Here is a 25,690-nt window from a genome sequence, read left to right on the forward strand (position 1 = left end):
CGAGGTGGGTTTCCCCATTCGGACACCCCCGAGTCAATGCCGCTCTCCGGCTCGTCGGGGCTTTTCGCAGGTAAGCGCGTCCTTCTTCGGCTCCAGTGCCTGGGCATCCACCGTGGACCCTTGCTATCTTGACCCTTCCTTCAACCCCTCCTCTACAGGAGGGTATTGTTACGCGTTTCTCGCACGTCCTTCGCTTGTCATGCTGCTCGCCTCAACCGAGGCTCAGAAAAGATACAGGCCACTCGCCAGGCTGTCAACCCCCTATTCGACGTCTCAGGTCTGAGATGGCCCGGCGCCCGTGCTACGCTCGGCCAATGCGGGTCAATGTGGTGTTTTTTGCCCGGCTGAGGCGCGAATCCGGTCTGGAGACGGCAACACTGGAGACGCCCGAAGGCGCGACGGTGCGGGAGTTGGCGGCTGAGGTCGAGCAGACCTACGGCCTGAACCTGCGTGGCTGTATGGTGGCTGTCAACGAGGCGTATGCCACGCCCGACCATGTGCTTGAACCGGGCGATGAAGTAGCTTTCCTGCCTCCAGTTGCTGGTGGTGCGGACGAAGACGTGCGCTGCGAGGTGGTGGGCACTCCTCTTCTGTTAGCCGAGGCAGACGCTTTCCTGGTCCGTCCCGAACACGGTGCCCAAGCCTATTTCGTGGGTACCGTGCGCTCGCCGAACAAGGGCAAACAGGTCGAGTACATCGAGTACGAGGGGTACGCGCCGATGGCCGGAAAGGTGATGCGAGATGCGGCGGCGCGGGCCCGTGCCCGATACGGCACCCTGCGGGTGGTCGTGCAGCACCGGATTGGCCGCCTCCTGCCCGGTGAGGCGAGCATCCTGATCGGGGTGGCGAGCCCTCACCGCCGCGCTGCGCTCGAGGCATGCGACTTTCTGATCGAACACCTCAAGGTACATCTGCCTATCTGGAAGCACGAGGCCGACGAGGACGGACAGCACTGGGTCGAGGGGCAGACGGGGAACCCTACGCTTTAGAGCATTGAGCTTCCAGCGAAGGCAGAAAGCAGAAGGCCAAGCACAAGTGCCTTCTGCCTTTGACCTTCTGCACCCCTGAGCACCTAAATCGACTGGACCAAAGAAGTGTTTTCACCCCGAGCAACGAGAAGGGTCCACACCTTGCGCCCGGGATGCTTCGCCTTGCTCAGGCGTGGGTGAATTTTTCTCCCAGAAGCGGTAGGCGCAAACGAGCTGGCCCAGCTCCCAGCCCTTCCAGATATCAGGACGGCTGGGAGTTCTCCCGAGCATAGGCCTCGAAGTGGCGGTAGTAACGGCTCGCCAGCAGGGCCATCAGGCCCACGACCAGCACCAGGACAAGCAGGTGAGGCCAGCTCGCCCCCCCCGTCAGCAGCCCGTTGAAGGCAAAGTGCAGGGCGATGCTGAGCAGCAGGGCCCGGGAGCGCCACCACCGCCCCCCGCGCAGATGCCGTCCTCCCAGCGCGTAGCCCTGGGGAGCACTGAACAGGGCGTGGGCCAGGGTGGTCAGCAGTGCGTGCCAGGTCGCCGCGTGCGCGCCGAAGCCCAGCGTGTATGTCACGTTCTCCAGCAGCGCGAAGCCCAGCGCGGCGGTCACGGCGTAGACCAGGCCGTCCATCGGCTCGTCGAAGGCGTGCTCGGTGGCAGCGGTACTGGCCGCCAGGAGTTTGCTGCTTTCCTCGACCACGGCGGACAGCAGCATGACCAGCAGGGGAAAGCTCAGGCGCTCGAAACTGCCCTCAAAGGCCGCCGAGACCGCCCAGGCAACCATGCCCCAGCCAAAGGTGCGGGCGAGCAGCCAAGGCGGTTCGGGATGACGGTCTCGGCGCACGAAGAACCAGAGCCACCCAAACGTCAGCAGCACCGACGCGATCAGGGAGAGGGCCAGCGGCACGGGGGCTCAGGCGCGGGCGAGTCGGCCCGCGAGGGCGGCCTGCATGGGCTGCTGCGCCAGGTGGGTCAGGGCGAGGGCGAGGGCGTCGGCGGCGTGGTTGTTAAAGACCTCGCGCAGCCCCAGGCTGGCCTTGACCATGTAGATCACCTGCTCCTTGTCCGCCCGGCCCGTGCCGACCAGCGCGCGCTTGACCTGCATCGGGCCATAGGCGTGAATCGGTACGCCCGCTTGGGCACAGGCCAGTTGCACCACCCCGAAGGCCTGCCCGACCTTGAAGGCCACGTCCGCCTGCCTCCGCAGAATCTGGTCCTCGATGGCCACGGCCTCCGGCTGATACTCCGCGAGTAGCCGCGCCACCTCCGAGTGAATGTACTGGAGGCGGCGCGGCATCACCCAGGCACTCTCGGTAACCAGGCAGACATGGTGCAGGTGACGGGCCTTGCGGGCATCCCCCTCGATCAGGCCCAGGCCGAGGTTCGCCAGGCCGGGGTCCACGCCGAGTACGATCATGACCGCAGGATAAGGCACAAACACAAAGACGCGGGGCAGAAAGCCTTTCCCCCGGCCCGCTGCCCCGCGTCCTCTGTGTTTTTACAACCGGCTCTTGGGGTCGAAGGCGTCGCGCAGCCCGTCCCCCAGGAAGTTGAAGGCCAGCACGGTGATCAGGATCGCCAGGCCGGGGTACAGCGGAATCCAGGGGTACTGGAGCACGACCTCCTGGGCATTGCTGAGCATGTTGCCCCAGGTGGAGACGGGCGGCTGGATGCCGAAGCCCAGAAAGGACAGCGCCGCCTCACTGAGGATCGCGCTGCCGACGTCCAGCGTAGCCTGCACGATGATGATGGCGAACAGGTTGGGCACCAGATGCCGCCACATGATGCGGTTGTTGCTGGCCCCCAGCGCGCGGGCGGCGTCCACGTACTCCAGGTTCTTCATTCGCAGCACCTCGCCGCGCACCAGGCGGGCAGTGCCCATCCAGCCGAACACGGAGAAGATCGTGATGATGATGAAAACGCTGGCGGTCGCCCCCAGGCTGTCACGCAGGTTGGCGATGAAGGGGGCGTCCGTGCTGATGAACAGGCCGCTGATCACGAGCAGCAGGGGCAGGGTCGGCAGGCTCAGCATGAACTCGATAAAGCGGCTGATCGCCGTGTCGGTCCGCCCGCCAAAAAACCCGGCGAGCAGGCCCATCAGGGTGCCGATCAGGATGCTGATGATGGCGACCGAGAAGCCCACCATCAGGCTGACGCGGCTGCCGTAGATGATGCGGGAGAGCAGGTCGCGGCCCAGGTCGTCCTGCCCCAGCAGGTGCTGGGCGTTGGGCGGCGCGTAGATGCCCGCCAGGTCCTGCGTGTTGGGGTCGTAGGGCGCCAGCAGGGAGGCAAAAATCGCTATCAGGATGAGCAGGATGATCACGGCTAGGCTGATCATCGCGGCCTTGTGCCTACGGAGGCGCCGCAGGGCGATCTGGAGGGTCGAGCGGCTCTTGACGGGGCTGGCCGCAGTCGGCGTGGCAGTCGTAGTCATGGCAGGGACCTCAGGAGTAGCGGATGCGGGGATCGACGACCGCATAGGCGAGGTCGGTGACGAGCTGGAACACGACCGTTAGGACAGACAGCAGCATCAGCGAGACCATCACGACGTTGAAGTCCTTGCTGACCAGGGCATCGAGGATGGCCTTGCCCATGCCGGGCCAGGAGAACACGGTCTCGGTGATCACGGCCCCGCCGAACAAGCCGGGAATCGAGAGGCCCATGATGGTCAGGATCGGCACGAGCGCATTCCGCAGGGCGTGCTTGTACAGCACCCGTCGAGAGGGCAGACCTTTGGCGCGGGCCGTGCGGATGAAGTCCTGAGTCATCACTTCCAGCATGGAGGCGCGCATGAAGCGGGTCGTCACCGCCACCTCGCGCAGCATCAGGATCATGAGCGGCAGGGCCAGGTACCGCAGCTTGTCGAGCGCGACTGCCCACCAGCCTGCCTCGGGGGGCACGTCGCCGCCGAGCCCGCCGGGAGGCAGGGAGATCACGCCGCCCGTCGCGTTGGGCAGGAAGATCGCAAAGAAGTACAGCGCCATCGCCCCCACCCAGAACACCGGCGCACTGAAGGCCACGAAGGAGAGGAAGGTCAGCACGTAGTCGGGCAGCGAGTATTGCCGGATCGCCGAGTAGATACCCAGCGGCACGGCGATGAGGGTGCTGAGGATCAGCGCGGGCACCGTGAGCAGCAGCGTGTTGGGCATCCGCTGCTGGAAGATGAACTGCACGGCCGGAATGTTGAAGTCCCGCGAGAAGCCCAGATCACCCTGCAACGCCTGCCTCAACCAGAACAGGTAACGGGTCCACCAGGGCTGGTCCAGGCCGTAGGCGGCCTTGAGCCGGGCGATGTCCTCCGGGGTGATGCGGGGGTTGCCGAAGGTGAGCTGGTCTACCGGGTCACCGGGCTGCAAGGAGGTCAGCAGGTAGATCACGAGGCTGATCACCAGCAGCAGCGGGATCATCTGCAAGACGCGCCGAAAAGCGTAGGTCGCCATACCTGAAATCCTCTCAAAAGCGGCGGGGAGCAAAACAAGGTGGGAGGAAGCGTTTCGGCTTCCCCCCACTGGGCTGGTCGGCGGAGCGAGCGTCTCTTGCTCCGCAGCCACGCCCCTTACTTCTGCTTGTTGACCTCGACCGCGCCGCGGCTGGCCCAGCCGATGCGGTAGGCATCCCAGCTCGGGTACAGGCTGTAGGCGCTGAAGGTGTAGTTCACCAGGCCGGGCACCTTGGTGTAGGGGTTGGCGCGGAAGTACAGCGGGAGCGAGGGGACCTCATTGCTCCAAAGCGTCTGCATCCGGTCCATCAGCTTGATGCGGTCGGCCAGGTTGAACTCGGTCAGCGCCTGCTTATGCAGCCTGTTGTACTCGGCGTTGTTCCAGCCCGAGTAGTTCTGGCCCGAGTAGCCGTTGGCGGCGGTGGGAATACCGTCAGCCTTGAACAGGTCACCCTGCTCGAAGATGGGGTTGGCGGTCCAGGCATACATCGCCAGGTCCCACTTGCCCTCCTGGCCCTTGCTCAGGAAGTCGGGGCCGAAGAACACGCTGGCCGGGTAGTTCTGGATGTTGACCTGCACGCCGACCTGCTTCCACTGGTTTTGCAGGATCTGCTGCACGCGCTCGCGGGTGGTGTTTCCAGCAGTCGTGCCGAAGCTCAGGATCAGCTTCTTGCCGCCCTTTTCCAGGATGCCGTCGCTGCCGGGCTTCCAGCCGAGCTGCGTGAAGAGCTGCTTGGCCTGCGCGACGTTCAGGTTGTAGTCGCGGACATTCTCGTTGTAGACCCTGCTCAGCGGGTTGACGAAGTTGTTCGACACCGGCTGCCTGCCCTGGAAGAGCGCCTTGACCAGCGCGTCGCGGTCGATGCTCAGCAGCAGCGCCTGGCGCATGCGGGGATCGTCGAGGTCGAGGTCCTTAGCCTTGGGGCTGCGGGTGTTCACGTCGATGTGTTCCCACACCGCGCCGGGGACGAAGTACACGTTGAACTTGTTGCGGGCACTGCGCTGGAGGTCGAGCGCCTGGTCGAAGGTCAGGCCGACAGAGCTGACCGCGTCAATCTGCCCGGACAGCACGTTCACCTTCAGGGTGTTCGTGTTGGGGATGAAGCGGTACGTGACCGTCTGGACGTACTTGTCCTCGCCGCCCTGGGGCTTGCGCCAGTAGTTGGGGTTGCGGGTCATCGAGAGGCTGTTGCCGGGGCGCCAGCTCGTGGGGCGGAAGGGACCGCTGACGACCTTGGGCAGGTTGCGCGAGGTGGTGAACTGCCCGATGAACTTCGTCCACTGCTCGTTGACGGCCTTGGCGTCCTTCTGGTTCTTGGTGGCCGCGTCGAAGGCGTTCCAGGCCGCGTTCATGATATGAGCGGGGGCCGCAGAAGGGCTGACCTGATCGGCGAACAGGTAGGGCGGGTCGTAGGTGATGGTAAAGGTGTCCTTGTCCGCCACCGTGATCTTGGCATTCTCCCAGGGATCGCGGTCAGGCACCGGCACCCGCTCGTCGTTCTGCACCTTCAGCCAGAACTGGAAGTCGGCGGGGGTGATGGCCCGGCCGTCACTCCACTTGGCGTCCGGACGGATGGTGTAGGTCACGCTGTTGCGGACCACGTCGCCCGCCGCGTTCTTCACCACTTTGTAGCCACCATTTGCCAGCGTGGGAACCGTCGCGGCGATCTCGGGGTAGAGGTCTCCCTCGTTATCGATGCCGATGAGCGCCGCGGCCATGTAGTTGTTGACCTCGGTGCTGATGGCGAGGTTGTTCGTCGCCCAGTAGTCAAGGACGTTCGGCGGCTCCTGCGAGGTGCCCACCACGAGGCTGTTGTTAGCCGGGCCTGCCAGGGCCGTACCGAGAAGGAATGCCGACAGGGACAGAATCTTCTTCATGAGTCCTCCGGTGCAGATGGGCCATTTGGCCTAGGTTAAACAGTGAGCGCAGTATAAAGGTCGGAACCAGACCGTCTATACAAAATCTCACGTTTGAAGCATCAGATGCGCATGCTTTTCTGAATTGACTTAATCTCTGGCAGTTGGGCGGCGCGAGCCTACGAGGACGGAGCCTCCGGCAAGGTGAGGAATGAAAAATCCCCCAGTGGGCTCACCAGGGGATGAAGGCGGGAGGAAGCTCAGTGGCTGCCGCAACCGCTGCTGCCCTGCCCATCCGGGGACTGACCACCGTCGGTCCGGAAGGAGTGGCCGCAGCCGCAAGAGCTGGTGGCGTTGGGGTTATGCACGGTGAAGCCGCCGCCCATCATGTTCTCGACGAAGTCCACCTCACTGCCGCGCAGCAGGGGCAGGCTCATGCGGTCCACCAGCAGCTTCACGCCGCGGTCGAAGACGATGGTGTCGCCCTCCAGTTCACGGTCGTCGATCGCCATGCCGTACTGATAGCCGCTGCACCCGCCACTCTTGATGAACACGCGCACGCCCGCATTTTCCTTCCCGCTCTGGGTGAGGATGGCGAGGGCCTTTTGCGCGCCGAATTCGCTGATGCTGATGTCGTGGGCGGGGGCGCCGCCGCTGGTCTCGGGGGTGAGGGTCGCCGTCATGCGTGAAGCGTAACACCATTGGAGAAAGAAAAAAGTGCCACGCCAGCAAAGTTCATCTCGCCAGACGCTCACACTGGGGGCCGGGCGTGGTTACTCAAGCTTACATTCCTTGAGTGCTGTCATGTTAGGATTGGGCCATGACGAATCCCTACGCCGAGTGGTTCGAGCAGCTCCGCGCGGAGTATGGCGAGCAGCTTGGGGCCATGCCGCTCCCGGAAGGCCTCCCCGAACACCTGCACATGCTTGTCCAGACGCGCGACGAGGAAGCCATTCAGTTCATGATCAAGCTCGCGTGGCAGTTCGGTGCCCAGGTGGGCTACGCGGCGGGCGCCAAGCAGGGAGAGGTGGTTAGCCCCTCCTCCCGCCCCGGGCGCGTCCAGGCCTGAGGCCACCCGCTCTCCGAACAACCTATCGTCCCCGGCACCTTGACCCCAGGTCGAGCAGGCCGGGGACGCGCCTTTTCCCCGTGAGCTTCTCGTCCCTCAGGCGAACTCTCAATGAACCTCGGCGAAAGTGGGCGATGAGGGGATGCAGAGGATACAAGGCCAAAGGCAAAAGCCCTCGTGACTGGTCTTCGGCCTTCCGGGGCTTTTGCAGCAGGGCTAGTGACCCGGCACGCGCGGCGCTGCCCAGCAGCCGAGCTCCTCCTCGCCGCAGACCAGGCCGAGCGCAGCGAGTTCCAGGAGGGCCGTCCGCGCGAAGTCCCGCAGGGTTTCAGGGTCGGCATTCTCCACGTTCAAAGCGTCGAGAGCCAGGTTCCGGGCCTTGTGGGCCAGATGCAGCGCGAGGGAGTCTTGCACGGGCACAGCATAGGAAAAGCCCCGGCGCGTGACCGGGGCTTCGAGCAGTGAGCGGGAGGTGAGGTTCAGTCGTCGGCAGCCTGGAAGGCGGCGCGGTCGCGGGCGTCGGACTCTCGCAGGGAGCGGATGCCGCGCACGATAGCCTGCACGGCGAAGTAGCTCAGGGCGGGGATCAGGAACGTGGCGATCCAGAGCACCGCGTTGGCATTGGTGTTGGAGAGGATGCCCGCGCTGATCAGTTCGGGCTTGTATCCTGCCACCGACCACACGATCAACAGCGCCATAAAGGCTACGCCCGCTCCCAGCCTTACCGGGTAGTTGGTGGGGTTTTCCGCGTAGTACAGGTTGTCGCGGCTGCGGTCGAGCATGGGAACGGCAAACATGGCAAGTATGGCGAGCGTGGGCACCACGATGGCACCGACGAACTCGGAGTTGATCACGCCGCCGAGAATCTCGATCTCGAAGCTGGGGATGATTGCCAGCACGCCGAAGACCCACAGCAGGTACCAGTCGGGCTTGATGTTGTTGATCGGCGTGGTGCTGGGCGGCCCGAAGAACTCGACCGGGTGGACCGGGATAAAGGCGCTGAACAGCACGATGATGCCCGCGAAGACCAGCGTCAGCGCCAGCATGATGGGAGTCTGCTGAGTCATCAGCGGCACGCCCACGATCTTCTTGTAGGCGATGCGCTTGGCGTACTGCGGCTGGGTATGCTTCTGCTTGATCATGATCAGCATGTGCGCGGCCGTCAGCGCCAGCAGGATGCCGGGCAGCAGCATGATGTGGTAGCCGTACACGCGCGGAATCAGGCCGTCACCGGGGAACTTGCCCGCGAACGCCGCCTGCGAGACCCACTCGCCCACCCAGGGGAGCGAGGCCGCGATGGAGTAGATCACCTTGAGGGTGTTGTAGGCGTAGTTGTCGTAGGGCAGCGCGTAGCCCGTCACAGCGGTGAACGCGGTGAAGATCAGCAGCAGCATGCCGACCCACCAGTTGATCTCACGCGGCTTCTTGAAGGCGCCCGTGAAGTAGACGCGCATCATGTGAATCACCGCCGCGGCGACCATGATGTTCGCCGTCCAGTGGTGAATTCGGCGCAGCATGTCCCCGAAGGGCATGGCGTTGATCTTCAGCGCCGAGTGGTACGCCGCCGGAATCAGGTTCGGCTTGTCGGCGCTGCCCGGATCGAAGGAGTTCACCACCAGCGAGTTGCTCGGCTCGTAGGAGAGCGCAAGCAGGATGCCCGTGAGGATCAGGATGATCAGGCTGAAGAGCGTGATCTCTCCCAGGAAGAAGGAGTGGTGAACCGGAAAGGCCTTCCGCAGGAACTTGTCGTTCAGGCGTGAAATGTGCAGACGTTCATCAAGCCACTGGTTCATGTGCGGGCTGCCTCCACTTCCTTCTTGATGCTCTCCCACTCGGCTTCGGTGGCGTACGGGTACGGGTACGTGAGGAAGAAACCCGTCACCACCAGATTGTCACCTTCCAGCTTGATCGGCAACTGGGCCAGCGCACGCGGAGGCGGCCCACCAACCACGATGCAGCCCCGCTTGGGGTCGTACTGCCCGGAGTGGCAAGGGCACTTCATCTCCCCGGCGTTGATGTCGCTGTCCCCGACCGAGCAGCCCGCGTGCGTGCAGATATCGCTGTACGCGACCGTCTCGCCGTCGATGGTGGCGTCGAGATTGGTCGGCGCCACGATCTGGCCTTTCGGGAAGCGGTAGAGCGCCAGGATGTTGTTGGGGTCACCCTTGCGGATGACGGGCTCGCCGTTCTCGTCCTTGCCCTGCGGCCAGGCACGCACGAGCTGCGTTCCCAGGTCGGCGATGCGGATGGGCTGCCCCTCCTTGCTCTCCTGGGCATGCACGAGGATGTCTCCCGCCTGGGGCGGCATCTTGTTGGCGGTGAGGCGGAAGATGGGGTTGGCGGCGCCGAGCGTGCTCAGTAGGCTCACGCCCCCCACCGCCGCGGTCGTGCCCATCGCCACGTTGATGAACTTGCGGCGGGTGATTTCGGGGTCCTGTCTCTTGTAGCGGGTCATCGTTCAAAACCTCCGTGAATTCCTGGGTCGGCGTGGGGCGGTCACCAGGGGAACTCGCCGCTCGCGTCCTCGACGAGTACCTCGCCGTCCATGAAGAACTTCTTGTACAGGCCGACAGCGACCGCCAGGGTCAGCAGGATCATCGCGGCGTAGAAGCCCTCCATCGCCACGTTGGGCATCTCCTTGTTGGCCCAGGCCGCGTAGTCGGCGACCATCTGGCGCACGAACAGCACGCTGAACAGCAGGCTCAGCCCCAGCGTGACCACCATCGCGGTCGTGGCAATCGGAGTAGCGCGCACCTTGTGGATGCCGGGGTGCAGCTCCACGCCCTCGGCCCAGACGCTGTACAGACCGATCAGGCCGTAGGTCAGCAGCACCATGATGAAGGTCGCCAGGAAGATCTCCGGCAGCTTGATGTCCTCGGGCACGAAGCGCGAGCGGTTTTTCAGGACCGCCGGGTCCACCTTCGTCTGCGCGGCGGCGACCAGCGCGGGGGTCAGGGGTTCCTCAATGTTGTTGCCAAAGGAATGCAGCACGTAGTTGGCGACGGCGTAGACTTCCTCTTCCTTGAGCTGCGTGAAGGCGGGCATCTGCCCCTTGCCCTTGGTGATGATGGTGTGGACATACACCGGGTCCTTGACGATCTTCTCGTCCCCGGCGAGCCTGGCACCCGCACCGCCCTGACCTTCCGCACCGTGACAGCCAATACACCCGGCGGTCGTGTACACCTGCTTGCCCAGGGTCGGCCACTCCTGGCTGATCCTGGCGCTTACCGCGGGGTCCACCGCGACGGGCTCGGGTGCCGTCTCCTTGTTGAACAGGAACAGCAGGATAATCCACATAATGGCCGCGCACACGATGGCGACCCAGGGCATGACAGCGTCGTTTCTCTCCACGTTCCTTTACTCCTCGCGCTTGAAGTGCCCGCTGGGGCGGCCGGATGCGGCCCAGCATAGCACGCTCCCAAAGCCGCCCCTGGCCGTGCTGTACAGCAAAAAACCCCGGACTTCCGCACCGTCACTATGCGCCTGACCGAGCGGTTAAATGTCCCCCGCCACGACGGCTCCCAGGGCCGCCAGCAGGGGCCAGAGCACCCGCGCGAGCAGGGTCACGTCCCGGTTCTCGGGATGCTCACGGGGGTCGAGCCCCCCCTCGGAGAGCAGGGCGACCACGAGCGGACGGGGGGTGAACAGCACGCCCACGTCATGATGGACGCCGAGCAGTTCCCCGCTCTTGCTGGCGACGCGGTAGAGGAGTTCGCCATCCGTGCCTCGGGGAACGTGGCGCCCCAGGATGTCCCGGAGTTGCTGGCGCGACAGGATGGAGAGGGCCAAGGCGGTGTGGACAGGGTCCAGCAGGTCCCCCCGCGCGAGCTTTCCCAGCACGTTCACCTGGTCCCATGCCGCTGTGCGGTTGCGCTCGCCCCGGCGCTGGGCCTCGTTCTGCCGCTCGTGGGACAGCTGGAGTTTGCCGACCAGTCGCGTGCTCCCCAGCCCCAGGCCGTCCAGCCACCCATTGACGCACTCCACCCCCAGCCGGTCAATCACGAGGTTGGTGGCCGTGTTGTCGCTCACCACGATCATCAGCGTGAGCAGGTCCTCCCAGGTGGGGGTCAGCCCGGGGCCGAACTCGTGCAGGATGCCCGAGCCACCCGCCCGGTCCTCCTCCCGCACCGTCACCCGCTCCCGCAGGTCGAGGCGGCCCGATTGCGCCTCGTGAAGTGCCCGCACCAGCAGGGGCACCTTGATCGTGCTCGCCGCCGGGAAGATCCGTTCGGGATTCAGGGCGTACAGCTCCCGACCCGCGAGGTCCGTGATGAGGACGCCCACCTCTCCCGCGTAACCGTGGGCGCGCAGTTCGGCCGCTAGATCAAAAGGAGAATTCACTCGGGCAAGTCTAGGGCCGCCAGAGCCGCGAAGGGATGGGCTGAACCCACCGGGCGCAGGGTGCAGAAGGGCAGGTTACCCTCTGGCTCGACCCGGTGCGGGCAGGCCGGGCACTCGGGAAAGGCCTGCTCGGTGTAGGCGAGGTCGGCTTCGGTGGAGACCAGGGTCCACTCCCGCGCGCACCCCGCCCGGAACGTGACGGGGAAGGCGGCGTTCGACTGGGTGGATCGGGAACGGGACTTGGACACGGAAGGGCGGGCCACGTCTCCCCTATTCCAGATTGGCGATGCCCTCGCGGATCGCGTACAGGGCCGCCTGGGTGCGGTTGTTCAGTTGCAGCTTGGTGAAAATCTCCGACAGCCGGTTGCGAACGGTCTTCTCGCTGATGTCGAGCCTGAGGGCGATGTCCTGGTTGGAAAACCCCTGGGCGAGCAGCTTGAGGATCATCGTCTCGCGCTCGTTGAGGTCCGCGTGCTTCTCGCTGGGCAGTTCCTCGCGCTTGTCGCGGAAGTCGTCCAGGACGTTCTGGGCCATGTCGGCGTCGAGGAGCGCCTCGCCCGCCGCCACCCGCTGGATCGCGTCAATGAGCGTTGCCGCGTCGGCGTCTTTGAGGACGTAACCGCGCGCCCCGGCCTTAACCGCCTCGAACACGTAGCGGTCCTGGCGGTACATGGTGATCATGATGACCCGGGCGTTCGGGTCGATCTCCAGAATGCTCTGGGTGGCCTTGACGCCGTCGAGTTCGGGCATCTGGATGTCCATCAGGATCACGTCGGGGTGGGTCTCGGCGGCGTAGCGGATCGCCTCGCGCCCGTTGGCCGCCTCGCCGATCACCCGCATGCCCTCGGACTCCAGCAGGCTCCGCAGGCCCTGGCGGAACAGGGCGTGGTCATCGACGAGGAGGACGCGAATCATAAGCCCAGTCTAGCCGCGTACGGGCCACAGACGGCAGTCCTCCCCACCATCGGGCCTTCCCCAGTCCGGCCGACAGGAGTTCTGTCAGAGTCCGGGCGGTAGACTGCCCCCCGTGATCACCTGGTTTGATGCCCTGCTCGTGACTGTATGGGCCGTTGTCACCGCGCTCGGCGCGCGGCGGGGCCTGTCCGGGCTGGTGTGGGGCGTGGGTGGGGTAGCGGCCTGCTTCCTGGCGAGCCTGCTCGCCCGCGGGGCGGTCGCCGCCGCCGTCCTGGCGCTGTTACTGGGCGCAGTGCTGGCCGTGCTGACCCGGCGCCTGGTGCGCGAGTCCCTGGTCGGCCCCTGGTCGGGGGGGGCGGGAGCCCTGGGCGGCTTTGCCCTCGGGGGCGTGCTCGTGGCGACGCTCACGCTGGGCTTCCCCATCGAGGTGCGGGTCGGGGGGCAGGGGCGCACCGGCGTCTACCCCTCCACCAGCCTGCCGCCAGTGGTATACACGGCGGTCAACGACTCGGTGCTCAAGGGCGGCCTGCGGCGGGTGTGGCAGGCCGGTCCCGCCCTGCGGACGCTGCTCGTGCCCGACCAGACCCGCTAGGCCCCAATTCACCCCTGGTGCCCCTCCACCTGCGGCGCGGGCGTTTCCGGGTGCGGCGCCTGCCCGGCCCGCTGGCTCAGGAGCGTGGCGCCCACCACCAGCAGCCCACCCAGCGCCCCGCGCAGCCCAATGCGCTCGCCGATGAGTGAGAAGCTGAAGAGGGCGGCAGCCACGGGCTCCAGCGTGTAGATCAGGCTGGCCTCGGCCGCGCTGACGGCGCGCTGCCCCACCGTCTGGAGCAGGGTAGTGACGGCGGTGGCGGCCACGCCCAGGTACAGTAGCGGTCCCCAGGCTGGGGCGGGGGGCCAGAGCTGCCCCGGAGAGGACAATGCTGCCCACACCCAGGCGAACAGGGTGACCGCCGCGAGCTGGGCGAGGGTGAAGCGCAGCGCCTCGTGCCGGGAGGCGGTGCCCTCCAGCGCCACGATGAACCCCGCGTACGTGACCGCGCAGGCGAGCGCCCAGGCGTCCCCCACCACGAGCGCCCCGCCCTCCCAGGAGAGGAAGGCCAGCCCTGCGACCGCCAGCGGCAGGGCCAGCCAGAGGGGCAGCGGCAGGGGGCGGCGCTGCGCCAGCATGAGCCACAGCGGCACGAGTACCACGCTGAGCGCCGTGAAAAAGGCCGCCCGGTTCGCCCCGGTCGTCTGCAGGGCAATCGTCTGGGTGCCGTATCCGGCGATCAGCCAGGCGCCGAGGATCAGGCCGTCCCGCCAAATGGGGGGCCCCGGCTTGGCTGGGGCGGCGCTGGCCTTGCGGATCAGGGCCAGCGCGGGCAGCAGGGCCAGCGTGGCGATCAGGAAGCGCCAGGCGATGAGCACGGCGGGGGGCAACTGTTCTCCCAGTTCCTTCACCACCGCGAAGGTGCTGCCCCACAGGCCAGTCACTAGGACGAGGAGCAGGAGGCCGCGGGTATGAGGGGACACGCAGGGAATTGTACGGGGACGAGCTTCCCCGAGTACCCGGGTGGACTCCTTCACAGGAGTCCACCCGGGCTGAGCAATCTGTGCGGCTACAAGCGATCAGTTGATGCTCGTTCGGAAGCAGAGTTGGCCGCTGCTGCCCGCGCTTCCGGCAGCGGGCACCGCCGGGAGGGCGAGCTGCACTGTGCTCTGAGTGATCGCCGAGCCGTTTGTATATGGGCCGAACGCGCCCTGATCGGTATCACTCGCATTCGTGAGGTACACGGGTGCCTGGAGCGTGGTGCCGTCAGCTGCATATTGAGCCCACGAGAGGCCGCTGCCCACAGCGTAGGCGTTCGGCAGGAACGAAAGCGTCGCGGCAAGCGGATCGGTTAGCTTCAGGTTCTGGGCGGTGCCGCCCATGTTTTTATAGGTGAGGCAGTATTCCAGAACATTCCCCGGCGCACCGGACACCGATGTCGTGGAGGTAGCGCTCCCCATCGTCACATTGCGGACAGCCTTCGTGACCGTCACGGATGGTCCCCACGTCAGGGTAATTGGGGTGGGGTTTTGCGGATCGCCGTTTGCTACACCCGGGAGCGCCGAGGCATTATTCGAGATGTCCGAAGCGATCACGTTGATGGGAGGTGTTATGTCACCATTGGACCAGTACGTCCAGCCCGTATTCAGACCTACCTCCTGCGTGGGCACGTTGGTGGTCGTCACGCTGCTGGCGAAGACCGTGTTGTTCTGGCTGACAGCGGGGATAACTGGGCCGCTGGGATAGACCACGCGCACAGTGAAGGAGATCGTGCAGCTCGCCCCAGCAGCGAGGGTACCCGTGCCGCTCAGCAACCTTGTATCCGACACTCCATTAAAGGCCGAGTTCACCACGCAAGCTCCGTTCGTCACGCTGGGCGCTGCAGAAACAGAGAGCGTGGGGCTACCCGTGGCAAAGGTCGCCGCCAGGTTGTCAGTGAGCTGGATGTTGGTCAGCGGCGCGGACGAGGTGTTCCCCACAAGGACTGTGTACGAAACGTCAAAGGTGGTGGGTGACACGCGGGTGAATCGTCCACCGTTTGCCACGCTCTTGACCACATCCATACGCTCCCCGCGATAAGCGCAGGCCGCTCCATCACTTGAGCCCGTTGAGTCTGCCGAACTCATTCTAGTGGCAAGCAGTTTCAAGATGTTGATGTGGTAGAAACTGCCGCTGTTGTTATAGCCGTAGAACTCTCCCACTGCGTCGAAGAACACAGAGCCAAACGAAACGGTTTCCGAGAACCCGGAGAGCGCCTGGAGGGTCACGGTCCCCGTGTTCGCGGAGGTGGAGAATGCAATGGTATACAGGTTCTGATCGTTGCTCACCCCCAGGCCGACCAGGCTGCCCGTTCTCGGGTTGAAGGCGAAGTCACCGAGTTGGGGCACATTCGCCCCGCCGCTGTAGGTCAGGGTAATGGCCGTGGCCGAGTAGGGCGTTTGGGAGAGGTCAATGCGGTACATGGTGTTGGGGGCGCCAAATGAGCTTTGAGGCAGGACGTAGAAGACGCCGTTGGCATCTACCGCACCGGCCGACGGCTGCCAGTTCGCTGGCATGTTCGCCACTGTCCCAAGGGGCTGGGCGCCGCTCTGACCGATCCTGTAAAGGGTGTTGGAACTTGACGCAAAGGCGTACAGGAAGCCGTCTTTCGGGTTGTACCCCATACTGTTGAGACCGACGGCCGCCGCACCTCCCACCTGCATGGAGGTGTAAGGCGAGTACCGAACGATACGGTAGAGAGAGGACACGTTCGTCGTGCTGTTGACACGGATCTGGTAGAAGCCTGTATCGCAATTGATGGCGCTTCCCGCACTCACACCCGCGACGATGGAGATAGCAACAGTGGTTGTGTCACAGGCGCTGGCCACACTGATGTCACACAGCCGGTAAGTAACAGTGTAGTTGCCTATGGGCGTGTTGAGCGGTACGGTGAGCTGACCGCCCGAGACCGCGAGACCGGTTATCCCCCCGTTGTTCGTGATGGTCAGGGTCGCGCTTGTTGTTGTGGCGGCAATGCCGCCCAGCGTGTCGTTTGCCAGGACCGGCACCATTCCGGTTGCGCCCGCAGCAGTGTAGGAGAGGCTGGCGGCATCATTGACCGCATCAACGACCCGGGTGGTGACGGTCGCGCTCGTGTTGTTGGAAGCCACGGAATCGAAGGTAGTGGACGAGTTGACGGTCACACTGGCCGAGTTGGAAAGTGTGCCGCTGGACGGGGCCGTTCCGCTGATCGTGTAGGTCAGGAAATTTGCGGTCGGTGCGCCACCCGCTACCGTCGCTACGGGAAGAGTGCCAGTTGTGGCACCCATAACCCCGTTGGTGATGCTCTGCGTTCCGCAGGTCGCCGTGCCGTTGGCTGTGCAGGAAACGCTGCTACCCGTCAGGCCGCCCGGCAGGGTATCACTGACTACCGCACCGGAGGCACCACTCGCGCCATTGTTCCAAACCTGAAGGGTATAGCTGAGGGCTCCGCCGGAGCCAATGGCCGCCGCCGCGCTCTTGTTAATGGCGAGATCAGCCGGGTACAACACCGTTACCGTGTCCGAGCTGCTGTTGTTGCCGCTGGCGCTGGCATCCTCATTGGGGTTGCTGACGCTGGCCGTATTGGTGACGCTCGGCGCGGCGGCTGAACCCACGGTGATGCCCATGATGTTGAACGTGCTGGTGCTGCCCGCCGTGACCAAGGCCGTTCCGCTGGCGTTCGTGCTCGTACAAGTCACCACGTTGCTGGCCGAGGAGCACTGCCAATTGGAGGCGTTGGTGCCAGTCAGCGTCACGGGGCCGTTGGGCAGTGACAGCCCGGCGGGTAACGTATCCCTGATCGTCGTGGTGCCCAAAGCATCCGCACCGCTGGACTTGACCGTAAAGGTAAAACTGGCGGGCTGACCCACGTAGAAGTTGCCCGTGTGAGTCTTGGTCACGGTTAGATCCGGCGAGATGGCGGAGATTGCCAGAATCGGCTGGGAATCGTAGTCAGCGTTGTAATGGTAGCTGCTGCCCGAGAAGTCGTTGATGACGGCCTTGACGCTTGCGCTTCCGGCGCTGAGAATCTTGACCGTAAACACACTCGTCACGTCACTTCCGGCACCACTGACATAATATGCGGGACCGACACAGGTTCCGTTGTTGTGATAGGTCGAAGCGCTGATGTTGTTCTGCCAGCCGCAGGCGTCAGCATAAAGAGTACTGTTCACTCCACCAGAGGGGGCGGTATAAGTGGTGCTGACGTTTGTAATCTGAAAGATGACATTGGGGAAGATAGGAAAGACGTTAAGCTGTTCGTAACCCCCGTTGCCCGTGGAGCCCTTTAAGGTGTAGTTATAGCTTTGTCCGACTGTAACGGTGGTAGGGCCGCTCAGACCGAGGGTGGGTTTTGAGTTTGATGGAGTCAGCGAATTGCGCGACTGCGAAAGCAGTTTCTCCACATAAAGCTCGCGTGGCCGGGGAGTCTGTACCGCTCCCACGACATTGTCCGCCGTCGCCTCTATGTAGAACAACTGTGTGTTCCGCTGGGAGGAAGTGGCCGTGTCGCTCACCCTGGACGAGAAGGCGCCACTTACACGGTTGATCTTCACAAAGAAATAAAAATCTGTGCAGTTGCCGGGCGTGGTCGTCTGGCTGTACTGAGTACCGTAGCTGTTGCTTCCCGAACCCGCAGGGAGCGAGGCGACCTTAAGGGTTTTAGCCCCATCAACGGAGATGTTAGAGTTGGTGTTCCCGGTAGTCGATGTTGCGGCCGCACCGTCAAAGTAAAAAGTGGCAACCACGTTGGTGGCTGCCTGATCACCAGTATTACACACACGCGCGCCAACAGGGTATTGGTTCGGCCCCGAATTTGCGTAGTTGTTCGAGTCCATGCCGACCACGTTCCAGGTAATCGGCACGATGTTAAGAATAGGGGCTGCCTCTGCACCCCCGAGGGTCATCAGAACAATGGCTGGCACAAACACTGTCCATAGGCGATGAAGAATAGTCTGGACAGACTGGGTATTCACTTCCTGCCTCCCACGGTTTCATCTAGAGTCAAATCCAGGCGCAGGTAAGCGCCTTGTTTCGTGTACGTACCTGCGCTCGGCAGGCCCTCGAACCCTTTGAAGTTGTACCCGGCGGTCAGCCAGGTACCCGGCAGGGCGCGCGCACTGGCCTCCAGGCCGTAACCAAGCAGCGTCGTGTCCGTCGAGGGCTGGGTGAGCAGACGGCCCCACGCCCCCACGCCGAAGCGGTCGGTCAGGTAGGCCGTCCCGCCGAGAGAGGCCTGAGCGGTAAAGCTCCCCGAATCATTCAGCAGCGTGCGCGTGTCCACCCCGCCGCGCACAGCCCAAGTCGGCTGGCGGTACTCGGCACTCAGGCCGGTGCTCAACTCGGGATTGTTCCCCGCCAGCGTTCCGCGCACGAGGCGGGCATAGCCCAGGCTGTTCAGGGTGCGGTTACGGTAGGCATACCCCAGGGCCAAGCGCTGGCCGTTACCACCCATCCCGAATGCGACCAAGCCGTCGGCCGTCAGGGTGAGGTTGGACGTCACGCTGCCGGTGATCCCGCCGCGGAGTACGGCGTTGGCCTGCCCCCCCTTGAGGGTGAGGTCGACGCCGCCCGCCACGCTGAACGTCTCGGCCTTGTAGTTCAGGTCGGCGCCGCCCGCCAGTTCGGCCTGCCCCGCTCCCACATCGTAGAGGGCGCTGCCGCGCAGCCCCAGAGTGGTGCGGTCATTTAACGGTAGGGAGGTGGAAACCCCAAAACGGGCCCGGTTCCCCGCCCCACTCGCGGTGGGCAGTTCGTACCCCACGGCGTAGTTCGTGCGGCCCAGGGTGGTGTCGAGGCTCAGGACCGCCGTCTGGCTCTTGCCCCAGGTGACCTCGTCCTTCAGACCCAGGGTGACCTGATCGTTCAGGCGGTAGCGGACGTTGAAGGTGGTCACGGGGTCAAGGTTTCCGCTCAGGGGCTGGGTGTGGGCCACGTCCACGTCGAGGGGCTTTTGGTGGTACCCGGCGCCCAGGACGGCCCCCAGCCCGGCGGTGTCCCCGAAGGCCGATTTCAGGCCGCCACCCACGCTGAAGGGGCCGAAGCGGGAGTCGGCGCGGGCGGTCACGCTGCCGCCCGTGGAGGTCGGGGTGCGGTGATACTCACCGTCGAGGGTGGCGTTCAGGTTCCCCCCCAGCCGCGCGGAGTACGACCCGCCCACGCTCAGGCCGACGGCGAAAGGCGCGAGGCCCGCGTAGCTGGCGTCCTGGTACCGCACCCGGAAGGAGGCGGGGCCGTTCCCGACGCGGGTCTGGAGGTCCGCGCTCGCCTGCAGCCCGCCGGAGGAGGCGAGGCGGGTGTCCGCGCGGGTGGTGCCGTCGTCGAAGGTGCCGCGCACGCCGAAGGTCGTCCGGCCGTCGAGGTTGACGACCGCCGCGCCGACACTGTAGGTCTCCCCCTGCTGTTGAATCTGGGCACCATAGGCCAGGCTGCGCCCGGCGGTCTTCCCCACCAGGCGGTAGGAGGCGAGCACCCGCACGTCGTTGAAGTTCTCGTCCACCCGGTCGAGCGCCCGCACCAGCGTGACGATCCCCGTGGGGTAGTCGACGGTGTAGTCCACGTTACGCACCAGGATCCGTCGCCCCAACTCCTTGCCGGTGCCACGCTCGCGGGTCACGACCTCCAGCGTCTCGCTGCTGTCCACGAGGCCGCCGTCGGGGAGACGCAGGATGCGGGTGCCGGAGGGCGTAACCTCCACCCCCGAGACGCGGTCACCCGGCACCGCCGCCACAAAGGCGGAGACGGCCGGGGTGCCCTTCGTCGTCACGGTCAGGGCCGTGAGCTGCTCGCCCACAGGCAGGACGCTGACCGGCAGCGGCGCGCTCCGGTAGGCGGCCCGGAAGGCCGGGTGGTCGTAGACGGCAGCGACGGGGTCGATGCCCTGAAGGGGCGTCTCCTCAGTGCTCGCGTCACCGTAGACCGGGGCGCGGACATTGGGGTTGTCCGTTCCGGGCAGGCCGTCCCTGTCGGCGGCGGCATACAACTTGCCCTCGCCGACGGGCGTCTCGACGTAGCCGCGCGCCCGCCAGCTCAGGTCTCCTGCGTCCAAGTGGCCGTCCAGACCCAGGGTCGCGCTCAGTATGCCGACCCCCACGCGGCCGCGATCCGGGGTGACCTCGTAGCGCCAGGTCTGGACCTCGTCGCCCTGGAGAACGTCGAGGCGCAGGGCACCCGGCGCGCTCTGTGGCTGGAGTTCGAGGACGCCCTCGCCGTTCTCCAAGCGGACCTGATAGCCCGCCTCGCCGGGGACGACGTCGGGCGTGCGCGGCTCCAAGCTGGAGCGCACCGTCAGGCTGGACTGCCCGGAGGGCGTTCCGAAGGCGTCGAGCGTGCGGATCTTCAGACGCAGCGGCGTGCTGCCGTCAGCGACCAGGGCTTCGGGGGTGACCTCCACCCGGGCGGTGCCGCCCGCGAGCGTGACGCGCACCTCCTCCGCCCCCGCGCGCAGCACGTTCGGGCCGGGTTTCAGCGGCACGCCCACGTAGGTGAGGCGCTGAACCCCGCGCACGCTGTCCTGGACCTCGGTGCCCAGGCGGTCCTCGCCCACGGGGGTGCCGTTCACCGTCAGAGCCGGGCGCTCCCCCTGGGGCACCTCGATGACCACGTTGATGCGGTCACGCAGCCGGATCACGCTCCCCGCCAGGGGCAGCTTGATCGGGCCCGGGTTCTCCTCGGCGGTCTCGGCGGCAAGGGGCTGAGCGGCCTTCAAGTCGGCCTCGTCGATCCGGCCCATCAGCGTCTCGCTGCGGTCCCCCGCGAGGCGAACGAGCAGCGATGGCCGGGCCAGCTCCCCGAGCGGGGAAGTGTGCGCGAGGTCGTAGGTCAACACCCCGCGCGTCTGCCCGGGGAGGACCCAGTACAGGGTCCCGCTCGGCCCACGCAGGGGGTCGGGGAGGGGCCGGTCATCCAGCCGCCCACTCCCGGGCACATAGGTCGCCGCGACGGGTACGGCATGCGCGATCACCAGTTCGCGGGCTTGGACAGGTGCGTCGAAGGGGAGCAGGACGGTGCTCGCCCGTGCGGGCTGCTCGGGGACAGGGAGTGTCTGGACGGTCGGCACCGGGGCGGCGGCCTGCAAGTTGCCCCGCGCGGTCTGCGGGCGGGGGCACCCCGGCGTCTCCAGTCGGGCCTCCAGGTCAGCGGTGCCGGGGGCGTCCACCCGGGCGCGGTAACTCAGCTCGCGGGTTTCGCCGCCCGCCAGCGTGCCGGTGAAGCTCGGCGAACTCAGCGCGGTCAGGCCCGCCCCCAGCGTGTCGAGCAGCGTGTAGGGAGTGGGCTGGCTCCCCGTGTTCGTCACCCGCAGCCGGACCTCCACCTCATCGCCCACCCGCGCGTCCGCCAGGGGCAGCCGGGCGAGCTGGAGGGTTGTCGCGTCGGGCCGCACAACCAGGCTCAGGGCCTGGGTCTGGCCCCAGGGAGCGAGACGCGCGGTGACGGCGAGCGGGCCGGGTCGGGTGACCGTCCCCGTCACCCGCAGTTCGCCGGGCCGGGCAGCGCTGAGGGTGCCCTGGAGGCGGCCTTCGCCGTCCAACTTCAGCTCGGGCGCGTCCACGCCCAGGTCAAGCGGCAGGTCGCCCGCGTAGCCCGTGCTCGCGCGGGCGGTCAAGGTGACGGTGTCGCCCTCGCACACCTCGGTCTTGTCACTTGTCAGCGCGAGCGCGACCTGGGGGCGCACCTGCACCAGCACGTCCCCGCTGCCGCCCAGGGGCACGCGGACGCTGGGACGGTCCACGCTGACCTGCGCCCCCGCGACCTGGGCAGCCTTCACGGGGTACTCCCCCGCCGGAAGACGCGCCTCAGCGCGGCCGTCCACCTGCAAGCCCGTCCCGCCTATGGTCAGGTCCACGCGGGTGGGGCTCACGCCGCCCGGCAGCACGAGCTCGGCGGCCACCCGCAGCAGGCCGGTCTGGTCCACCCGGCTGATCGTGATGGGCTCGGGGACGCCCTGGCGGGTCAGGGCGAAGCTCACCGCATTGCTGTACTGCCGCGCCGCCTCCGGCTGGCGCAGCTCGACCGTGTACGTCCCGGCCCCGGGCAGCGGCAGGTCGGCCCAGGCGAGGGCCGCACTTACGGGCAGGGGCGTGACCCTCCCCTGCCCGTCGCGCAGCCGGGCCTCCATCTCCCCGGGACCGTCACCGTCGTACAGCCGCAGCGTGTCGCCGGGTCCCGCGGAGGTCACGGTCAGGGCGGGCACCCAGTCGCGCGATCGGACGTTGACGGTGGGCCGCGCGGTGCTCACGGCGGCGCTCACGCCGCTGAGCCGCAGGGCGAAGGTGTTCTTGCCATTCCCCTGCGTGACCGCCTCCAGGCGGTACTGCCCGGCGGGCAGCTCCTGATTGAGCAAGGTCTCCCAGGCGTGGGGGCCGGGCGGGAAGGCACGCCGCAGCAGCTCCTGCCCGTCGGCGCGGCGCAGGACGAAGGTGGTGACGACCTCCTCCCCCGCCCCGCCGTACCCCTCGTCGCCGTAGGACGTGGCGGCGCGGTAGTCGGCGGGGTCGAGGCGGGGGGAGTACAGGTCAAGGCGCACCTGCCCCCCCACGGCCACGTCGAGGGTCAGGTCCTGGTCGCCCACCGACCACAGCAGCCGGTCCCCCACGGTGGTGAGGGGCAGGCTGGTGCTGACAGCCTGCGCCGAGGCGGGACCCGAGACGATCAGGGCGGTCAGGGTGGCGATGGCGTATTTCAGACCTGCGTTCACGTCAATTTCTCCAGTGGACGACCGGGTCGGTCACGGCGGCCCCCGGCTCACCGTCGAAGGTGAAGCGGTAGGTCAGGGTCGTCTCCCCGGGCATCAGGCTGCCGCCGAAGGTATTACGGCCTTCTTGCAAGGTCGCGCCCGCAGGTAGCGGGTCTTCCAGGTCGAGGCCCGGCAGGGACGCGGGCGCGCTCAGCCGCAGCGTCACCTGGTAGCCCTGGTCGCTGGCCCGCACGCTCTTCTCGACGCGCAGCCCGCCCACCGTCAGGGTGGTGCGCCGGGTAGCGGCAATGTCCCCGCCCAGAGGCGCGAGCGGGAAGTCCACACCCGTCAGGCCGCGGACCTGCACGGTGCGGGTGCCACCCAGCCCACCGTCCTGGGGTACGTTCAGGGGGAGGTAGGACGTGGTGTTGGGGTCCAGCCGCAGGGCCTGCGTCCCGAACGGAACCCCCGCGAAGTGGTAGCGCCCGGCCCCGTCCGTGAGGGCGAGACGTCCCCCCGCGAGCAGGACGCGGGCGCGCTCGACCGGTGTGTCCAGCCCCGGGTCGAACAGGCCGTTGCGGTTGCGGTCCACGAAGACGGTGCCCAGGATCTCGCCCAGCGGGGCAACGGTAAGCAGGTTCACGTGCGTGACGGCGGTGGCGACGTTGCTGGCAATGGCCCGGGCCACGCCGCCCGCCCCCTCGCCGACGACCTCCACCCGGTTGAGCAGATCGCCGGTTGCCTGCGGCGTCACGCGGGTCTGGTAGGTCACCTCGGCGCCCCCGTTCGCGGGCAGGGTGCCGATCTCCCAGCGCAGCACTCCGTTCGTGATCGTGGGGTCGGGGAGGGGCTTCCCGCCTAGGGTGCTCGTGCCCGGGAGGTAGCTCAGGCCCGGGGCGGGCGTGTCGGTGACGACGGCCTTCTCGATGGCGGTCGTGGCGGAGAGATTGTGAATCCCCAAGGTGTACGTCAGGCGGTCGCCGGGCGTGACCTGCGTGCTGCTCACAGCCTTGGTCACCCGCAGGGCGGCATTCCACACCGGGCTGATCACCTCATTGCTGGGGAGGGGCGTGGGCAATTCGGTCGAGACCAGGTTGAAGACGTTCCTCAGCGCCTCGCCGTCCACCGCGCGGGGGCTCACTCGGGCCGTCACGGTGAAGGCGCGGGTCTCGCCGGGCGCGAGGGTCTCCACCGCCCAGTCCACGACCTGCGCCTCGGGCTGGCCGCTCGCCACGCCGCCGTCCGACGCGGAGACGAAGTCCACATGGGCGGGCAGGGGGTCACTCACCCGCACGCCGGTCAGGGCGCGGGTGTAGGGGTTGCGGACCTTCAGGGTGTAGGTCAGCGTGTCCCACTGCGCGACGGTGCGCGTGGGGTCCGGCGAGACCGTCTTGACAAGTTCGGGCAGGCCCGCCTCGACTGCCCCAATCAGGTTGCGGGTGGTGTTGCTCGTACCCCGCGCCCCCGTCGCGGTCAGCAGGGCCTCCAGCGGCTCAGCCTGCGTGGCGTCGTAGCACACGTGAACCAGGGCCGTCCCGGCGGGGTCGAGCGCCACGGGCTGCACGAGCGGCTGACCATCCGCTCCCAGGAAACGGGCCTGCGCGCCTCCCTGGGGATACGTCGCGGTGACGGTGAAGAGGTCGCGCACGTCGCCGGTGTTCTTAAGGGTGTGGTCGAAGCACACCTGCTGCCCCACGACCGCGAAGGGTTTGGCCTGGGTGTCGGCCGGAGTGTTCTCGGGCACCTCGGGCGTGCCCACGGGGCCGAGGGCCACCGCAGGCTGGTAGCGCACGTCCGCGCTGGCGCCAGCCTGCACGCTCTGCCCCCCGGTGACCGCCGTGGCGACATTGGGGATGACGTGGTTCTCTGCCGCCCCGGTCGCCCGCATGCGGAAGGTCAGCGTGAGCTGCGCCCCCGGCGCGAGAGTGGCCCCCCGCACCCGCACCCCACGCACATGAGCCGGTTCCGCCGCGCCCCAGGTCACGCCGTCGGCGGTGTACTCGATCACGCCGGAGGTCGTCCCCGCGCTGCCGGGCACGAAGAGCAGGCCCTGCGCGGCCTGATCCGTCAGGGGATCGCTGAGCACGACCTCCCGGCTCTCGCCCTGGCCGGTGTTGCGGGTCGTGACAGTCACGGTCGTCTCCGTGCCGGGGCGCACCAGGGCCGGGCTGAAGCTCTTCTGCGCCGTCAGCAGCGGGGGCGGGCCGACGTGGACCCGGCTCACGTTGTCCGCGTCCTCCTGCCCGCCCGCGCAGCTCGCCACGAGATTGACAAAGGTGTCGTTCCGGTCGTTGGCCCCAGTCCCCACGACGAGGAGCACGCTGGCACTCTCGCCCGCCCCGAGCGTCACCGCATTGACTTCACCTTCACCAGCGTCCAAGACACCGTTCCCATCAGTATCCAGCACCACGCGCAGGCCAGGGGCGAAGGCGCCGCCCCCCTCCGTCCGGGCCGAAAGCGGCAGGGTGAAGCGGTCGTTGCCGCTGTTCACCACTGTGTAGTGGAAGACTGTGTTCTCGCCCGGGAGCAGGTCCACCGTCTGGCCAGGCGCCTGCGCAGTGCCATTCGGCGCCACACTGACCGCACACACCGCCTGCACAACCGTGCTCACGATATTGGACACGGCGGTCGTGGGGCCGCCGGACAGGACGGGATCGAAGGTGGCCGACGCCTGGTTCGTGATCTGGGTTCCGGCGGGGGTGCTAGCCGGAACCGTCTGGGCCTGCGCTCCGAGGGAAACGGCGGCCACCAGCAGGCCAGGCAGGAGCAGGGCGAGGGGAACGTGTTTCAAGAGAAGGCTCCTCGGGCGGAAACGGGATGGAAAAGAATCGGAGCGCTCAAATGCGCGGAAAAAAGAAGAGTCTGCTGT

The 25,690-nt window shown here is 66.5% G+C and carries 20 protein-coding genes and 1 rRNA gene; 3 read left to right on the forward strand and 18 right to left on the reverse strand.

What is annotated here, in order from left to right:
• Positions 1-134 (reverse strand): 23S ribosomal RNA (locus F784_RS0114055); the annotation flags it as partial.
• A 180-nt stretch (positions 135-314) separates the two neighbouring features.
• Between F784_RS0114055 and moaD the strand changes: the two genes are divergently transcribed.
• Positions 315-989, forward strand: coding sequence for a molybdopterin converting factor subunit 1 (moaD, locus tag F784_RS0114060; protein WP_019587367.1), 675 nt, complete (start codon positions 315-317; stop codon positions 987-989).
• Positions 990-1,230: 241 nt separating this feature from the next.
• On the opposite strand, the gene F784_RS0114065 is transcribed toward moaD, so the two are convergent.
• The 6 genes from F784_RS0114065 to F784_RS0114090 form a co-directional block, all read right to left on the reverse strand.
• On the reverse strand, positions 1,231-1,881 hold the full coding sequence (locus F784_RS0114065) for a PrsW family intramembrane metalloprotease (RefSeq protein WP_019587368.1): 651 nt from the start codon (positions 1,879-1,881) through the stop codon (positions 1,231-1,233).
• Positions 1,882-1,887: 6 nt separating this feature from the next.
• Positions 1,888-2,391, reverse strand: coding sequence for a crossover junction endodeoxyribonuclease RuvC (gene ruvC / locus F784_RS0114070; RefSeq protein WP_019587369.1), 504 nt, complete (start codon positions 2,389-2,391; stop codon positions 1,888-1,890).
• Positions 2,392-2,472: 81 nt separating this feature from the next.
• Positions 2,473-3,408, reverse strand: a complete 936-nt coding sequence (locus tag F784_RS0114075) for an ABC transporter permease (RefSeq protein ID WP_019587370.1) — start codon at positions 3,406-3,408, stop codon at positions 2,473-2,475.
• Positions 3,409-3,418: 10 nt separating this feature from the next.
• On the reverse strand, positions 3,419-4,414 hold the full coding sequence (locus tag F784_RS0114080; RefSeq protein ID WP_019587371.1) for an ABC transporter permease: 996 nt from the start codon (positions 4,412-4,414) through the stop codon (positions 3,419-3,421).
• A gap of 116 nt (positions 4,415-4,530) precedes the next feature.
• Positions 4,531-6,291, reverse strand: a complete 1,761-nt coding sequence (locus tag F784_RS0114085; RefSeq protein ID WP_019587372.1) for a peptide ABC transporter substrate-binding protein — start codon at positions 6,289-6,291, stop codon at positions 4,531-4,533.
• A 239-nt stretch (positions 6,292-6,530) separates the two neighbouring features.
• Positions 6,531-6,953 (reverse strand): HesB/IscA family protein, encoded by a 423-nt coding sequence (locus F784_RS0114090; protein ID WP_019587373.1) that lies wholly within the window; start codon positions 6,951-6,953, stop codon positions 6,531-6,533.
• A 137-nt stretch (positions 6,954-7,090) separates the two neighbouring features.
• Here F784_RS0114090 and F784_RS0114095 point away from each other — a divergent pair, with 137 nt between their 5' ends.
• A complete protein-coding gene (locus F784_RS0114095; RefSeq protein ID WP_019587374.1) occupies positions 7,091-7,339 on the forward strand; it encodes a hypothetical protein in 249 nt (82 codons plus the stop codon).
• A gap of 216 nt (positions 7,340-7,555) precedes the next feature.
• Here F784_RS0114095 and F784_RS0114100 read toward each other — a convergent pair whose 3' ends face one another.
• The 7 genes from F784_RS0114100 to F784_RS0114130 all read right to left on the reverse strand — a co-directional run bounded on the left by F784_RS0114100 (position 7,556) and on the right by F784_RS0114130 (position 12,595).
• Positions 7,556-7,753 carry a hypothetical protein gene (locus F784_RS0114100; RefSeq protein WP_019587375.1) on the reverse strand — a complete coding sequence of 66 codons (198 nt, stop codon included), beginning with the start codon at positions 7,751-7,753 and terminating at the stop codon, positions 7,556-7,558.
• A gap of 65 nt (positions 7,754-7,818) precedes the next feature.
• A complete protein-coding gene (locus F784_RS0114105) occupies positions 7,819-9,132 on the reverse strand; it encodes a cytochrome b (RefSeq protein WP_019587376.1) in 1,314 nt (437 codons plus the stop codon).
• The gene (locus F784_RS0114110; RefSeq protein WP_019587377.1) at positions 9,129-9,794 is read right to left on the reverse strand and encodes a QcrA and Rieske domain-containing protein; all 666 of its coding nucleotides are present in this window, start codon (positions 9,792-9,794) and stop codon (positions 9,129-9,131) included. The genes F784_RS0114105 and F784_RS0114110 overlap by 4 nt, the downstream gene beginning before the upstream one ends.
• Before the next feature lie 41 nt (positions 9,795-9,835).
• Complete coding sequence (locus F784_RS0114115) at positions 9,836-10,690, reverse strand: c-type cytochrome (RefSeq protein WP_026332481.1); 855 nt, start codon at positions 10,688-10,690, stop codon at positions 9,836-9,838.
• 144 nt (positions 10,691-10,834) lie between these two features.
• Positions 10,835-11,680, reverse strand: coding sequence for a serine hydrolase (locus F784_RS0114120; RefSeq protein ID WP_051086985.1), 846 nt, complete (start codon positions 11,678-11,680; stop codon positions 10,835-10,837).
• On the reverse strand, positions 11,677-11,943 hold the full coding sequence (locus F784_RS0114125; protein WP_245557874.1) for a hypothetical protein: 267 nt from the start codon (positions 11,941-11,943) through the stop codon (positions 11,677-11,679). The genes F784_RS0114120 and F784_RS0114125 overlap by 4 nt, the downstream gene beginning before the upstream one ends.
• Positions 11,944-11,950: 7 nt before the next feature.
• Positions 11,951-12,595, reverse strand: coding sequence for a response regulator transcription factor (locus F784_RS0114130; RefSeq protein WP_019587381.1), 645 nt, complete (start codon positions 12,593-12,595; stop codon positions 11,951-11,953).
• Positions 12,596-12,707: 112 nt separating this feature from the next.
• On the opposite strand from F784_RS0114130, the gene F784_RS0114135 reads away from it, so the two are divergent.
• A complete protein-coding gene (locus F784_RS0114135) occupies positions 12,708-13,187 on the forward strand; it encodes a hypothetical protein (RefSeq protein WP_019587382.1) in 480 nt (159 codons plus the stop codon).
• Positions 13,188-13,195: 8 nt separating this feature from the next.
• Here F784_RS0114135 and F784_RS0114140 read toward each other — a convergent pair whose 3' ends face one another.
• The 4 genes from F784_RS0114140 to F784_RS0114155 all read right to left on the reverse strand — a co-directional run bounded on the left by F784_RS0114140 (position 13,196) and on the right by F784_RS0114155 (position 25,612).
• A complete protein-coding gene (locus F784_RS0114140) occupies positions 13,196-14,110 on the reverse strand; it encodes a DMT family transporter (protein ID WP_019587383.1) in 915 nt (304 codons plus the stop codon).
• A 96-nt stretch (positions 14,111-14,206) separates the two neighbouring features.
• Entirely contained in the window at positions 14,207-18,121 is a 3,915-nt protein-coding gene (locus tag F784_RS0114145; protein WP_157465268.1) for a beta strand repeat-containing protein, read from the reverse strand.
• Complete coding sequence (locus F784_RS0114150; RefSeq protein WP_019587385.1) at positions 18,118-22,842, reverse strand: DUF11 domain-containing protein; 4,725 nt, start codon at positions 22,840-22,842, stop codon at positions 18,118-18,120. The genes F784_RS0114145 and F784_RS0114150 overlap by 4 nt, the downstream gene beginning before the upstream one ends.
• Before the next feature lies 1 nt (position 22,843).
• Positions 22,844-25,612 carry a DUF11 domain-containing protein gene (locus F784_RS0114155; protein WP_019587386.1) on the reverse strand — a complete coding sequence of 923 codons (2,769 nt, stop codon included), beginning with the start codon at positions 25,610-25,612 and terminating at the stop codon, positions 22,844-22,846.
• Positions 25,613-25,690: the final 78 nt, after the last annotated feature.

It is taken from the genome of Deinococcus apachensis DSM 19763, from assembly GCF_000381345.1.
Taxonomy (GTDB): domain Bacteria; phylum Deinococcota; class Deinococci; order Deinococcales; family Deinococcaceae; genus Deinococcus; species Deinococcus apachensis.

Bases quoted from the DNA above. Each gene is read 5' to 3' on its own strand.
- ruvC (WP_019587369.1), bottom strand. From the start codon at position 2,391: ATGATCGTACTCGGCGTGGACCCCGGCCTGGCGAACCTCGGCCTGGGC.
- F784_RS0114095 (WP_019587374.1), top strand. From the start codon at position 7,091: ATGACGAATCCCTACGCCGAGTGGTTCGAGCAGCTCCGCGCGGAGTAT.
- F784_RS0114105 (WP_019587376.1), bottom strand. From the start codon at position 9,132: ATGAACCAGTGGCTTGATGAACGTCTGCACATTTCACGCCTGAACGAC.
- F784_RS0114130 (WP_019587381.1), bottom strand. From the start codon at position 12,595: ATGATTCGCGTCCTCCTCGTCGATGACCACGCCCTGTTCCGCCAGGGC.
- F784_RS0114110 (WP_019587377.1), bottom strand. From the start codon at position 9,794: ATGACCCGCTACAAGAGACAGGACCCCGAAATCACCCGCCGCAAGTTC.
- moaD (WP_019587367.1), top strand. From the start codon at position 315: ATGCGGGTCAATGTGGTGTTTTTTGCCCGGCTGAGGCGCGAATCCGGT.
- F784_RS0114085 (WP_019587372.1), bottom strand. From the start codon at position 6,291: ATGAAGAAGATTCTGTCCCTGTCGGCATTCCTTCTCGGTACGGCCCTG.
- F784_RS0114075 (WP_019587370.1), bottom strand. From the start codon at position 3,408: ATGACTACGACTGCCACGCCGACTGCGGCCAGCCCCGTCAAGAGCCGC.
- F784_RS0114090 (WP_019587373.1), bottom strand. From the start codon at position 6,953: ATGACGGCGACCCTCACCCCCGAGACCAGCGGCGGCGCCCCCGCCCAC.
- F784_RS0114080 (WP_019587371.1), bottom strand. From the start codon at position 4,414: ATGGCGACCTACGCTTTTCGGCGCGTCTTGCAGATGATCCCGCTGCTG.